The sequence below is a fragment of the Cellulosimicrobium sp. SH8 genome (assembly GCF_025818875.1).
GTDB classification, from domain to species: Bacteria; Actinomycetota; Actinomycetes; order Actinomycetales; family Cellulomonadaceae; genus Cellulosimicrobium; species Cellulosimicrobium cellulans_D.
Window position 1 is genome coordinate 248,144 of sequence record NZ_JAMXMH010000004.1, and the last position, 12,084, is coordinate 260,227.

Here is a 12,084-nt window from a genome sequence, read left to right on the forward strand (position 1 = left end):
GGGCTGCAGGGCCGGGCGTCGCCCGTCTCAGCGCACGCGCGCGAGCACGAACCCGTCGTAGCCCTTGGACCCGACGGTCTGCACGGCCGTGGCGTCGAGCCGCGGGTCCGCGACGACGTGCTCGACCATCTCCCGTACCCCGAGCACGTTCGGGTCGGTGCTCTCGGCGTCCGCGACGGCTCCACCGCGGACGGTGTTGTCCACGACGATCAGGGTGCCGGGGCGGGACAGGCGGAGCGCCAGGTCGAGGTAGACGGGGTTCGACGGCTTGTCGGCGTCGACGAAGACGAGGTCGAACGGGTCCGCACGCTCGTCGACGAGGCGGCGCAGGGTGTCGGCCGCGGCCCCGACGACGACGTCCACCACCCCGGAGAGCCCCGCGGTGTCGAGCGACTCGCGCGCGACCGCGGCGTGCGCCGGGTCGATCTCGCACGTGACGAGAGAGCCTCCCGCAGGCAGCGCGCGAGCGAGCCAGATCGTCGAGTAGCCGCCGAGCGTCCCGACCTCGAGCACCCGGCGCGCGCCTGACGCGAGCGCAAGGAGCTGAAGGAGCCGACCCTGTGCGGGGGAGACCTGGATCTCCGGCAGGCCGGCGGCGCGCGCCCTGGAGCTGGCGGCGGTGAGCACGTCGTCCTCGGCCACGAGCGGACCGAAGTACGCGTCGACCGCGTCCCACGTCGCCGTGGGGTCCACGTGCTCGCCGCCGGACGTCATCGGTCGGCGTCCCGCGTGCCCGCCGCGGCGGCGTCCACGAGCCACAGCGTGCGCTCGGTGCCGGTGACCGCGGCCGCCGGGGTCTCGGACGCGGGCGCCCCGCCCAGCGCCGACGCGACGGCCGGTGCCTTCTCCGCGCCCGCGGCGACGACCCACACCTGGCGGGCGCGTGCGATGGCCTCGAAGGTCAGCGTCACGCGCTCCGGCGGGGGCTTGGGCGAGCCGTGGACGCCGGCGGTCGGGACGCCCGTCACGTCGAGCCCCGGGTGCCCGGGGAAGAGCGACGCGACGTGGCCGTCAGGCCCCATCCCGAGCAGGAGCACGTCGAACGCGGGCACCTCGGCGCCGTCCGGGGCGTGCGCGGCGAGCGTCGCGGCGTAGGCGGCGGCCGACTCCTCGGGGGTCGCCGCCACGTCCGCCGCGGGCATGGGGTGCACGTTCTCGGCTGGGAGCTGAGGCAGGTGGGCGAGCAGCGCGTCGCGTGCCTGCGACTCGTTGCGGTCCGGGTCCCCGGTGGGCAGGAATCGCTCGTCGCCCCACCAGAGGTGCACGCCCGACCAGTCGACGGCGTCGCGGGCCGGGTGGCGCTCGAGCGCCGCGAGGCTCGCGATGCCGACGGTGCCGCCGGTGAGCACGACATGGACGGGGCGGCGGACGGACTGCACGTCGAGCAGCCGCGTCACGAGCCGTGACGCGACCGCCTCGGCGAGGACGCCGGCGTCGGGGTGCACGACTACGAGGCGTGCGTGCGAGGCGTGCGCCGCGTCAGGCTGTGCGGTCATGCGCCCACCTTCTGCAGGCCCTTGGTGAGCACCTCGCCGTAGATCTCGTCCGGGTCGAGGCGACGGAGCTCCTCGATGAGGGCCTCGCTGAGCGTCCGGATGGGCAGCGCGACGCGGCGGTCGGGCTTCCCCGGCTGGCTGATCGTCACGGTGCGGCCGTCCGGGCGGTCGAGGATGATCGGCCCGCTCTTGCGCTCGAGCGTGACACGCGTGATCGCCTCGGCCCCGCGACGGCGCACGACCGAGGCCGGGCAGCGCAGGCGCGAGCCCAGCCAGGCCGCGAGCAGGTCGAGCGACGTGTGCTTCGCCTGCCCCTCGACCACGACGCTGGTCACCGGCTCGTACGGGGGCTGGTCGAGCGCCGCCGCGATGAGGCCGCGCCACAGGGTGACGCGAGCCCACGCCAGGTCGGAGTCGCCGGGACCGTACGTCGTCGCGAGCTGCGCGAGCATCGCCTCGGGGTCCTTGGACGTGATCGAGTCGGTGATGCGGCGCTGGGCCATCGCCCCGACGGGGTCGTCGTCGACCGAGGCGGGCGGCTGACCGGGCCACCACACCACGATCGGCGCGTCCGGGAGCAGGAGCGGCATGACGAGCGTGTCGGCGTGCTCGAGCAGCGGGCCCGCGGTCCGCAGCACGACCACCTCGGACGCGCCGGCGTCGCCGCCCACGCGGATCTGGGCGTCGAGGTGCGGGACCGTGCTCCGGCCGGACGGCGCCACGACGATGACGCGGCACGGGTGCTCGCGGCTCGCGTCGTTCGCCGCCTCGATCGACGTCTCGACGTCGGACTCGCGCGCGATGACGACGAGCGTGAGGACGCGGCCGAGCGCGATCGCGCCGCCCTCGTCGCGCAGCCGCACGAGGCGCTTGTTCACCGCGTTCGTCGTCGTGTCGGGCAGGTCGATGATCATCGCGGGGTCCTCGCCGGTCGGAGGGTCGTGCCGCCCTGCGGCGCACGACGGGGTCGGGGGGTCTCTCTCAGGGGCGCCGCGCTCCGCGGGGCCGACGCCGGGACGGCGGCCGTCACGGGCGCCGCCACGAACGGCCGTCGCGCGCGAGCATCGCGTCGGCCGACTCCGGCCCCCACGTGCCGGACCGGTACTGGTCGGGCGTGCCCTTGGCCGCCCAGTGGGCGGTGATCGGGTCGAGGATCTTCCACGAGAGCTCGACCTCCTCACGCGTCGGGAAGAGCGGCGGGTCGCCGAGCAGGACGTCGAGGATGAGCCGCTCGTAGGCCTCGGGGGAGGACTCGGTGAACGCGTGCCCGTACCCGAAGTCCATCGTGACGTCGCGGACCTCCATCGCGGTGCCGGGGACCTTCGCGCCGAACCGCATGGTCACGCCCTCGTCGGGCTGGACGCGGATGACGAGGGCGTTGTTGCCCAGGTCGGACGCCTGTGACGTCTCGAACGGCAGGTGCGGGGCCTTCTTGAACACGACCGCGACCTCGGTCACGCGACGCCCGAGGCGCTTGCCGGTCCGCAGGTAGAACGGGACGCCCGCCCAGCGGCGGTTGTCGATGTCGACGCGGATCGCGGCGTACGTCTCGGTCGTCGAGTCGGCGGGGATGCCGTCCTCGTCGAGGAAGCCGATGACCTCCTCGCCGCCCTGCCACCCGGCCGCGTACTGGCCGCGCGCGGTGTGCTTGGACAGCTCGCGCGGCAGGCGCACGGCCGAGAGCGCCTTGATCTTCTCGGCGCGCAGCGACGGGGCGTCGAACGACACCGGCTCCTCCATCGCGACGAGCGCGAGGAGCTGCAGCAGGTGGTTCTGGATGACGTCGCGCGCGGCGCCGATGCCGTCGTAGTAGCCCGCGCGCCCGCCGATGCCGATGTCCTCGGCCATCGTGATCTGCACGTGGTCCACGTAGTTGGCGTTCCAGATGGGCTCGAACATCTGGTTGGCGAACCGCAGCGCGAGGAGGTTCTGGACCGTCTCCTTGCCGAGGTAGTGGTCGATGCGGAAGACCGAGTCGGGCGGGAAGACCTCCGACACGACGGCGTCGAGCTCGCGGGCGCTCTCGAGGTCGTGGCCGAAGGGCTTCTCGATGACGACACGGCGCCAGGCGTCTCCTTCGGAGCGGGAGAGCCCGGAGCGGGAGAGCTGCCGGCACACGACCGGGAACGCGCTCGGCGGCACCGAGAGGTAGAAGGCGTGGTTGCCGCCCGTGCCACGCTCGGCATCCAGCGTCTCGACGGTCTCGCGCAGCCGCTCGAAGGCGTCCTCGTCGTCGAACGTGCCCTGGACGAACCGGATCCCCTCGGCGAGCTGCCGCCACGTAGCCTCACGGAACGGCGTGCGCGCGTGCTCCTTGACGGCGTCGTGCACCACCTGGGCGAAGTCCTGGTCCTCCCAGTCGCGGCGCGCGAAGCCCGTGAGCGCGAAGCCCGGGGGGAGCAGGCCGCGGTTGGCCAGGTCGTACACCGCGGGCATGAGCTTCTTGCGCGCGAGGTCGCCCGTGACGCCGAAGATGACGAGCCCGCAGGGGCCCGCGATCCGGGGCAGGCGCAGGTCGAGGGGGTCGCGCAGCGGGTTGTGCTCTGGCGTGATCTTGGCCGGTCTCACCTGGTGGCACCGTTCCGTTTCGAGGAGGGGTCGGGAGGACTGCAGAAGGACTGAGGCGTGTGCGGATGATACGGGCGGCTCGCGCCGGCGCGCCGTCGTTCCCGCAGGTCGGACGCGTGCCCGCCGGGGCGGGCGCGCGTCGGTGGGTCAGGAGCCGGCGGCGTCGCGCAGGCCGTCGCGCGTCGTGGCGAGGAGGTCGTTCCAGCTGTCCTCGAACTTGCGCACGCCCTCCTGCTCGAGGCGGTCGGTGACCTCCACGAGCGAGATGCCGAAGGACTCGACGGTCTCCAGGGTGCGGCGGGAGGCGGCGGCCGTCCCGGTGATCGTGTCGCCCGTCACGACGCCGTGGTCGGCGAACGCCTGGAGCGTCGCCTCGGGCATGGTGTTGACGATCCCGTCGGTGACGAGCTCGTCGACGTACATCGTGTCGCGGTACTCGGGGTTCTTCACGCCGGTCGAGGCCCACAGCGGGCGCTGCGGCTGCGCGCCGGACGCGACGAGGGAGCGCCACCGATCGGTCTGGCGGAACTCCTCGTACGCCTCGAACGCGAGACGGGCGTTGGCGATCGCGGTCTGGCCGCGCACGTCGAGCGCCTCCGGCGTGCCGACCTTCTCGAGCGCGGCGTCCACCGCGGTGTCGACGCGGGAGACGAAGAACGAAGCGACGGAGCCCACGGGCGCGAGGTCGATGCCGTCCGCGCGCGCCTGCTCGAGCCCGATCGCGAAGGCCTCCATGACCGCGCGGTAGCGCGCGAGCGAGAAGATGAGCGTCACGTTGACGCTGATGCCCTGCGCCAGCGTCCGGGAGATCGCGTCGAGCCCGGCGACCGTCGCGGGGATCTTGATGTAGACGTTGGGCCGGTCGATGGTGGCCCACAGGCGCTCCGCCGTGACGACGGTCTTGTCGGCGTCGTGCGCGAGGCGCGGGTCGACCTCGATCGACACGCGCCCGTCGACGCCGTCGGTCGCGTCGTACACGGGGCGCAGCAGGTCGGCGGCGGCCCGGACGTCGTCCGTCGTGATGCGCTCGACCGCGGCCTCGACCGCCGCGTCGTCGACGCCGGCGGGCGCGAGCTCGGCGAGCTGCGCGTCGTACGCGTCACCCTTCGAGAGCGCCCCCGCGAAGATCGTGGGGTTGGTCGTCACCCCGACGACGCCGCGCGTCGCCACGAGGTCGGCGAGGTTGCCCGTGCGCAGCCGTTCTCGCGAGAGGTCGTCGAGCCAGATCGAGACGCCCGCTCCCGTGAGCTGCTCGACGGGGCCGGGGACGGTGGGGGACTGCGTCATCGGACTTCCTCTCGGTGGTGCTCTCGCTGCGGGCGTGCTCCCGGGACGCCGCGCAGGGCGGTCGGTCCCCGGGGCAGTCCGGGGTAGGGCCGCGCACGGCCCTACCCCGGAATCTACGAAGGGTCAGCGCTGGTCGCCAGTGCCGCCCTCCGAGGGGGTCGGCGCGGCGCCCGGGGCGTCGCCACCGCGCGCGGCCGCGATCGACTCGCGCGCCGCCGAGGCGACGGCCTCGGACGTGATCCCGAACTCGCGGTACAGCACCTGGTAGTCCGCCGAGGCGCCGTAGTGCTCGAGGCTCACGGTGCGGCCGGCGTCGCCGACGAGCTCGCGCCAGCCCTGCGCGACGCCCGCCTCGACGGAGACACGGGCGCGGACGGCGGCCGGGAGCACCGACTCGCGGTACGCCGCGTCCTGGCCGTCGAACCACTCACGGCTCGGGACCGAGACGACGCGCGCCTGGACGCCCTCGCCCGCGAGGATCTCGCGCGCCTCGACGGCGAGCTGCACCTCGGAGCCGGTGCCGATGAGGATGACGTCGGGCGTCCCCTCGGTGTCGAGCAGGACGTAGGCGCCGCGGGCGGTGCCCGACGCGTCGGCGTAGCCCTCGGTGCCGCGCGGGAACGTCGGGACGTTCTGGCGCGTGAGGATGATGCCCGCCGGGCGCTCGGTGTTCTCGAGGATCGTGCGCCAGGCCCACGCCGTCTCGTTCGCGTCGGCCGGGCGGACGACGTCGAGGCCTGGGATCGCGCGCAGCGCCGCGAGGTGCTCGACGGGCTGGTGCGTCGGGCCGTCCTCGCCGAGGCCGATCGAGTCGTGCGTCCAGACGAACGTCGTCGGGATCTCCATGAGCGCGGCGAGGCGCACCGCGGGGCGCATGTAGTCGCTGAACTGGAGGAACGTGCCGCCGTAGGCGCGCGTGCCGCCGTGCAGGACGATGCCGTTGAGGATCGCGCCCATGGCGTGCTCGCGGATGCCGAAGTGCAGCGTGCGGCCGTACTCGTGGCCGGGGAACTTCTTGGTCGCGTGCTCGACGGGCACGAACGACGGCTCGCCGTCCATGGTCGTGTTGTTCGAGCCGGCGAGGTCGGCCGAGCCGCCCCAGAGCTCGGGCAGCACGTCCTTGAGCGCGGTGAGGACCTTGCCCGACGCGGAGCGCGTCGCGACGGCCTTGCCCGCCTCGAACGTGGGGAGCGCGTCCTCCCAGCCGGCGGGCAGCTCGCGCTTCTGGAGCCGGCCGAGGAGCTCGGCGCCCGAGGGGTTCGCCGTCGTCCACGCCGCGAAGGCGGTCTCCCAGGCGGCGCGCGCGTCGCCCTGGCGCTCGCCGACGGCGCGCGTGTATGCGAGCACCTCGTCGTCGATCGCGAAGCTCGCCTCGGGGTCGAGGCCGAGCTCGATCTTGAGGCCCTTGATCTCGTCGGCGCCCATGGCCGAGCCGTGGATGCCGCCGGTGTTCTGCTTGGTCGGCGACGGGTAGCCGATGATCGTGCGCAGCGCGATGATCGACGGCTTGCCGGTCTCCGCCTTGGCGGCCTCGATCGCGGCGTGCAGCGCGTCGACGTCCTCGCCGTAGCCCGTGCCGCCGTTGGTCCAGTCGACGCGCTGGGTGTGCCAGCCGTACGCCGCGTAGCGCGCGAGGACGTCCTCGGTGAACGCGATGTCCGTGTCGTCCTCGATGGAGATCTTGTTGTCGTCCCAGATGACGACGAGGTTGCCGAGCTGCTGGTGCCCGGCGAGCGAGGAGGCCTCGCTCGTCACGCCCTCCTGCAGGTCGCCGTCGGACGCGATGACGTACACGTGGTGGTCGAACGGCGACTCGCCCGGGGCGGTCGACGGGTCGAGCAGCCCGCGCTCGCGGCGCGCCGCGAAGGCCATGCCGACCGAGGACGCGAGGCCCTGGCCGAGCGGGCCCGTCGTGATCTCGACGCCCTTCGTGTGCTTGTACTCGGGGTGGCCCGGGGTCTTCGAGCCCCACGTGCGCAGCGCCTCGATGTCCGCCATCTCCAGGCCGTACCCGGCGAGGAAGAGCTGGAGGTAGATCGTGAGCGACGAGTGGCCCGCCGAGAGCACGAACCGGTCGCGGCCGACCCAGTGGTCGTCCGACGGGTCGTGGCGCATGACCTTCTGGAACAGCAGGTAGGCGGCCGGGGCCAGCGAGATCGCGGTGCCGGGGTGGCCGTTGCCCACCTTCTCCACCGCGTCGGCGGCGAGCGCCTTGATCGTCTTGACGGCCCGGTCGTCCAGGTCCGTCCAGTCCAGGGGCGTGTGAGCAGGGGACAACGCGTTCACCGAACCTCATTCCCGTCCGGAGCGCGCGCCCCGGATCCTCGCGACAACTCGAAACAACCGTTGAACATTTCCCGGCCTCACGCCTCAGGGGGCGGGGCGGCCCGGTGCCGGTCACGTCGTCCGCGGGCCACAGGTCCTGACGGGCGGTCCGACGCGGGACGGTTGCAGGTCCAGCCTATACGCGGACGCCGTTCGTGCCCGGGCGGTGCCCACGTGCTGGATTTCGGTCGGATGTCACACAATCGCCCGGCCCGTCCGGTCGGCCCCGGCGCAGGCGGGGACGTACGATGAGCGAGGACGACCGGCGGTCCGTCCCAGCCCGCCCCCCACCTCAGAACGGAACACCGAAGCGCGTGCACACCACGAGCCAGGCACCGATCGACGGGACCGGAAGCCCGTCTGGCGCCGCGTCGACCCAGCAGCCGTCCTCGCCGACGAGCCCCGCGACCTCCGTCGGCCCGACGGCCGAGGCGGTGGGCGCGGCCCGCACCCTGCGTGAGCGACTCGGCGCCTACGTCGCGCTGACGAAGCCGCGCATCATCGAGCTCCTCCTCGTGACCACGGTGCCGACGATGATCCTGGCTCAGCGTGGGCTGCCGGGCATCGGGCTGATCCTCGCGACGCTCGTGGGCGGCACCCTCGCCGCGGCGTCGGCCAACGTCTACAACTGCTACCTCGACCGCGACATCGACGAGGTCATGAACCGCACCAAGCGGCGCCCCCTCGTCACCGGCGAGGTGACGCCGCGGGCCGCGCTGGTGTTCGCGACCGTCCTCGGCGTCGTGTCCCTCGTCTGGTTCGCGCTCCTGGTCAACGTCGTCTCGGCGTGGCTGACGTTCGCGGCGATCGCGATCTACGTCGTCGGCTACACGATGATCCTCAAGCGCCGCACGCCGCAGAACATCGTCTGGGGCGGCATCGCGGGCTGCATGCCGGTGCTCATCGGCTGGTCGGCGGTCACGGGATCGCTGAGCTGGGCGGCGCTCGCGCTGTTCCTCGTCATCTTCTTCTGGACGCCGCCGCACTACTGGCCGCTGTCCATGAAGTTCAAGCGCGACTACGCCAACGCCGGCGTGCCGATGCTCCCGGTCGTCGCGGACGACCGCAAGGTCGCACGCGAGATGATCGTGTACAGCGTCGCGATGATCGCCTCCTCGCTCGCGCTGTGGCCCCTCGCCGGCATGACCTGGGTCTACGGCGTCGTCGCCACCGTGCTCGGGGTCTGGTTCCTGTCCTCGTGCGTGACCATGCTGCGCCGCGCCCGCGACAAGGCCGACGGCAAGGGCGGCAAGGTCGGGGAGATGAAGGTCTTCCACGCCTCGATCACGTACCTCACCCTGCTCTTCGTCGCGGTGGCGGTCGACGTCTTCCTCCCGCTGTGAGCCCGACCGTGCCGGGAGGACGGTAGGACCATGGGCTCCGGCGAGGCGCACGTGCCCGAGGCGCTGGACCGCGCCGCGCGCGAGTACCTCGCGCACCTCGCCGTCGAGCGCGGCCTGTCCGCGAACACCGTCGCCGCCTACCGGCGCGACCTCGCGCGCTACGTCGCGTTCCTCGCCGCGCGCGGCAACCATGCCGTGCGCGAGGTCGAGGCCGACGACGTCGCGGCGTACGTCACCGCGCTGCGCACCGGTTCCGACGGCGGGGCGAGCCTCTCGCCGTCGTCGACGGCGCGGTCCGTGGCCGCCGTGCGCGGCTGGCACCGCTTCTGCGCCGCGGAAGGCCTGGCCGACGCCGACGCGTCCGCCGACGTGCGCCCGCCCGCCCAGGGCAAGCGGCTCCCCAAGGCGATCTCGACCGACGAGGTCGCGCGCATCCTCGAGGCCTCCGGCGTCGGCGACGGCTCCGGGCCCCTGCGCGACCGGGCGCTGCTCGAGCTCGTCTACTCGACTGGTGCCCGCATCACCGAGGCCGTGAGCCTCGACGTCGACGACCTCGACCTCGGGACGGGGGCCGTCCGCCTGCTCGGCAAGGGCGGCAAGGAGCGCGTGGTGCCCGTCGGCTCGTTCGCGCGGCGCGCGCTGGAGGCGTACCTGGTGCGGGGGCGCGCGGGTCTGGCCGCGCACGGCCGTGGCACGCCCGCCGTCTTCCTCAACACGCGCGGCGCGCGCCTGTCGCGGCAGAGCGCCTGGGCCGTGCTGCGCACAGCCGCGGAGCGCGCGGGGATCGACCACCCGGAGCGGATCTCGCCGCACACGCTGCGGCACTCCTTCGCGACGCACCTGCTCGCGGGCGGCGCCGACGTGCGTGTCGTCCAGGAGCTCCTGGGGCACGCGTCCGTCACGACGACCCAGATCTACACGCTCGTCACCCCGGACACGCTGCGCGAGGTGTACGCCGCCGCCCACCCCCGCGCGCTGGGCTGACGGAACCCGTTCCCGGGGCGACGGGCGGGAACGCGGCGCGCGGGCGCGTGCGCACGAGCGGCGGCGAGGTCCTGCGATACCGTGGCGAGCGTGAGCAGCCAGGCCGAGACCCAGCCCGAGACGCGCGGCGCGCAGAGCTCGCACGGCGACGCCGTCCGTCCGGCCGCCCCCGTGACCTCCTCCGAGCGCGACGTCGCACCCGTCGTCGACCACGCCACGAACGGCGAGAGCCGCGAGACGACCGACGCGCCCACCGACGTCGTGGGCCGCCCCCTGCCCGAGTTCCCGGTCCCTGCGCCGCTCGCGGCGCACGGCCCCGGGCGCATCATCGCGATGTGCAACCAGAAGGGCGGCGTCGGCAAGACGACGACCACCATCAACCTCGGTGCGACGCTCGCCGAGTACGGCCGCAAGGTCCTGCTCGTCGACTTCGACCCGCAGGGGGCGGCGTCCGTCGGGCTCGGCGTCAACCCGCACGAGCTCGACCGCACCGTCTACAACCTGCTCATGGAGCGGGGCGCGGACATCCACGACGTGCTCGTCCCGACGGACGTCGAGAACCTCGACCTCCTGCCCGCCAACATCGACCTGTCGGCGGCCGAGGTCCAGCTCGTCGGCGAGGTGGCGCGCGAGTCCGTGCTGTCGCGCGTGCTGCGGCCCGTCGTCGACGACTACGACGTCATCCTCGTGGACTGCCAGCCCTCGCTCGGACTGCTCACGGTCAACGCGCTCACGGCCGCGCACGGCGTCCTCATCCCGCTCGAGTGCGAGTTCTTCGCGCTGCGCGGCGTGGCGCTGCTCGTCGAGACGATCGAGAAGGTGCGTGACCGGCTCAACCCGCGTCTCGAGGTCGACGGGATCCTCGCGACGATGTTCGACTCGCGCACGCTGCACTCGCGCGAGGTCGTGGCGCGCGTGCACGAGGCGTTCGGCGACAAGCTGCTCCAGACCGTCATCGGGCGCACGGTGAAGTTCCCCGACGCGTCCGTCGCGGCCGAGCCCATCACCGTCTACGCGCCGACCCACCCCGGCGCCGTCGCGTACCGGCAGCTCGCCCGGGAGCTGGTCGCCCGTGGCGACGCCGCCTGAGACCGAGCCGGCACGTCGAGGGTTCGAGGTCCGCCTCGACAACTTCAGCGGCCCGTTCGACCTGCTGCTGTCGCTCATCACCAAGCACAAGCTCGACATCACCGAGGTCGCGCTGGCGCGCGTGACGGACGACTTCATCGCCTACATCCGCGACGCCGAGCGCGCGGCCGCCGCAGCCCGCGCCGCGGGCGAGGAGCACCCCGGGTGGGACCTCGGGACCGCGAGCGAGTTCCTCGTCGTGGCCGCGACGCTGCTCGACCTCAAGGCCGCGCGCCTGCTGCCCACGGGCAGCATGGAGGACGACGAGGACCTCGCCCTGCTCGAGGCGCGCGACCTCCTGTTCGCCCGGCTGCTGCAGTACCGGGCGTACAAGGACGTGTCGGGCGTGCTCGCCGAGCGGTTCGAGAGCGCCGGGCGGCGCTTCCCGCGCGTCGTGCAGCTCGAGCCGCACCTCGCCGCGCTCCTGCCGGAGCTCGTGTGGACCATGGGTCCCGACCAGCTCGCCGCGCTCGCGGCCCGCGCCCTCGCGCCCAAGGCGCCCCCGCCCGGCGTCTCGCTCGACCACCTGCACGCGCCCGCGGTGAGCGTGCGCGAGCAGGCGGGCATCGTCGTCGACCGCGTGCGCAGCCACGGCACGACGACGTTCCGCGCCCTCGTCGCGGACGCGGGGGAGACGGCCGTGGTCGTCGCCCGCTTCCTCGCCCTGCTCGAGCTGTTCCGCCAGGCGCTCGTCGCGTTCGACCAGGTGACGCCGCTCGGCGAGCTCACCGTGCGGTGGTCGGGTGACGACGACGCGCCGGAGCCCGCCCTGGCCGACGTCGGCAGCGAGTTCGACGAGGGCGACGACGCCGACGCGGGCGAAGCCCTCGCCCCGATCGACCAGGAGGTCCCCGCGTGACGCAGCCCGACGGCGCACCCGTCCTCGACGAGGTCCTCGCGCCCGCCGTGCACGACCTCCCGGGAGGCCTGCCCGCCGCCCTGGAGGCGGTGCT

General features: G+C 73.6%; 10 protein-coding genes. 4 read left to right on the forward strand and 6 right to left on the reverse strand.

The window, feature by feature from the left end; genetic code table 11:
* Positions 1–27 precede the first annotated feature (27 nt).
* The 6 genes from NF338_RS07710 to tkt form a co-directional block, all read right to left on the reverse strand.
* A complete protein-coding gene (locus NF338_RS07710; RefSeq protein ID WP_264030221.1) occupies positions 28–714 on the reverse strand; it encodes an O-methyltransferase in 687 nt (228 codons plus the stop codon).
* Entirely contained in the window at positions 711–1,496 is a 786-nt protein-coding gene (gene pgl / locus NF338_RS07715; RefSeq protein WP_264030222.1) for a 6-phosphogluconolactonase, read from the reverse strand. The genes NF338_RS07710 and pgl overlap by 4 nt, the downstream gene beginning before the upstream one ends.
* Positions 1,493–2,410: a glucose-6-phosphate dehydrogenase assembly protein OpcA gene (opcA, locus tag NF338_RS07720; protein ID WP_264030223.1), complete on the reverse strand. Its 918-nt coding sequence runs from the start codon at positions 2,408–2,410 to the stop codon at positions 1,493–1,495. The genes pgl and opcA overlap by 4 nt, the downstream gene beginning before the upstream one ends.
* Positions 2,411–2,522: 112 nt before the next feature.
* Positions 2,523–4,064 (reverse strand): glucose-6-phosphate dehydrogenase, encoded by a 1,542-nt coding sequence (gene zwf / locus NF338_RS07725; RefSeq protein WP_047232815.1) that lies wholly within the window; start codon positions 4,062–4,064, stop codon positions 2,523–2,525.
* 147 nt (positions 4,065–4,211) lie between these two features.
* A complete protein-coding gene (gene tal / locus NF338_RS07730) occupies positions 4,212–5,351 on the reverse strand; it encodes a transaldolase (RefSeq protein ID WP_264030224.1) in 1,140 nt (379 codons plus the stop codon).
* A 123-nt stretch (positions 5,352–5,474) separates the two neighbouring features.
* On the reverse strand, positions 5,475–7,637 hold the full coding sequence (tkt, locus tag NF338_RS07735; protein WP_264030225.1) for a transketolase: 2,163 nt from the start codon (positions 7,635–7,637) through the stop codon (positions 5,475–5,477).
* Positions 7,638–8,110: 473 nt separating this feature from the next.
* Between tkt and NF338_RS07740 the strand changes: the two genes are divergently transcribed.
* The 4 genes from NF338_RS07740 (at position 8,111) to NF338_RS07755 (ending at position 11,990) form a co-directional block, all read left to right on the forward strand.
* The gene (locus NF338_RS07740) at positions 8,111–9,019 is read left to right on the forward strand and encodes a heme o synthase (RefSeq protein WP_264030301.1); all 909 of its coding nucleotides are present in this window, start codon (positions 8,111–8,113) and stop codon (positions 9,017–9,019) included.
* 30 nt (positions 9,020–9,049) lie between these two features.
* Positions 9,050–10,003: a site-specific tyrosine recombinase XerD gene (gene xerD, locus NF338_RS07745; RefSeq protein ID WP_264030226.1), complete on the forward strand. Its 954-nt coding sequence runs from the start codon at positions 9,050–9,052 to the stop codon at positions 10,001–10,003.
* A gap of 261 nt (positions 10,004–10,264) precedes the next feature.
* Positions 10,265–11,092: a ParA family protein gene (locus NF338_RS07750; protein ID WP_244286435.1), complete on the forward strand. Its 828-nt coding sequence runs from the start codon at positions 10,265–10,267 to the stop codon at positions 11,090–11,092.
* Positions 11,076–11,990 (forward strand): segregation and condensation protein A, encoded by a 915-nt coding sequence (locus NF338_RS07755; RefSeq protein ID WP_264030227.1) that lies wholly within the window; start codon positions 11,076–11,078, stop codon positions 11,988–11,990. The genes NF338_RS07750 and NF338_RS07755 overlap by 17 nt, the downstream gene beginning before the upstream one ends.
* The last annotated feature ends 94 nt before the right edge of the window (positions 11,991–12,084 follow it).

What these genes read in the sequence shown, in the direction of transcription:
- NF338_RS07710 (WP_264030221.1), bottom strand. Translation starts at nt 714, where the DNA reads ATGACGTCCGGCGGCGAGCACGTGGACCCCACGGCGACGTGGGACGCG.
- pgl (WP_264030222.1), bottom strand. Translation starts at nt 1,496, where the DNA reads ATGACCGCACAGCCTGACGCGGCGCACGCCTCGCACGCACGCCTCGTA.
- opcA (WP_264030223.1), bottom strand. Translation starts at nt 2,410, where the DNA reads ATGATCATCGACCTGCCCGACACGACGACGAACGCGGTGAACAAGCGC.
- tal (WP_264030224.1), bottom strand. Translation starts at nt 5,351, where the DNA reads ATGACGCAGTCCCCCACCGTCCCCGGCCCCGTCGAGCAGCTCACGGGA.
- xerD (WP_264030226.1), top strand. Translation starts at nt 9,050, where the DNA reads ATGGGCTCCGGCGAGGCGCACGTGCCCGAGGCGCTGGACCGCGCCGCG.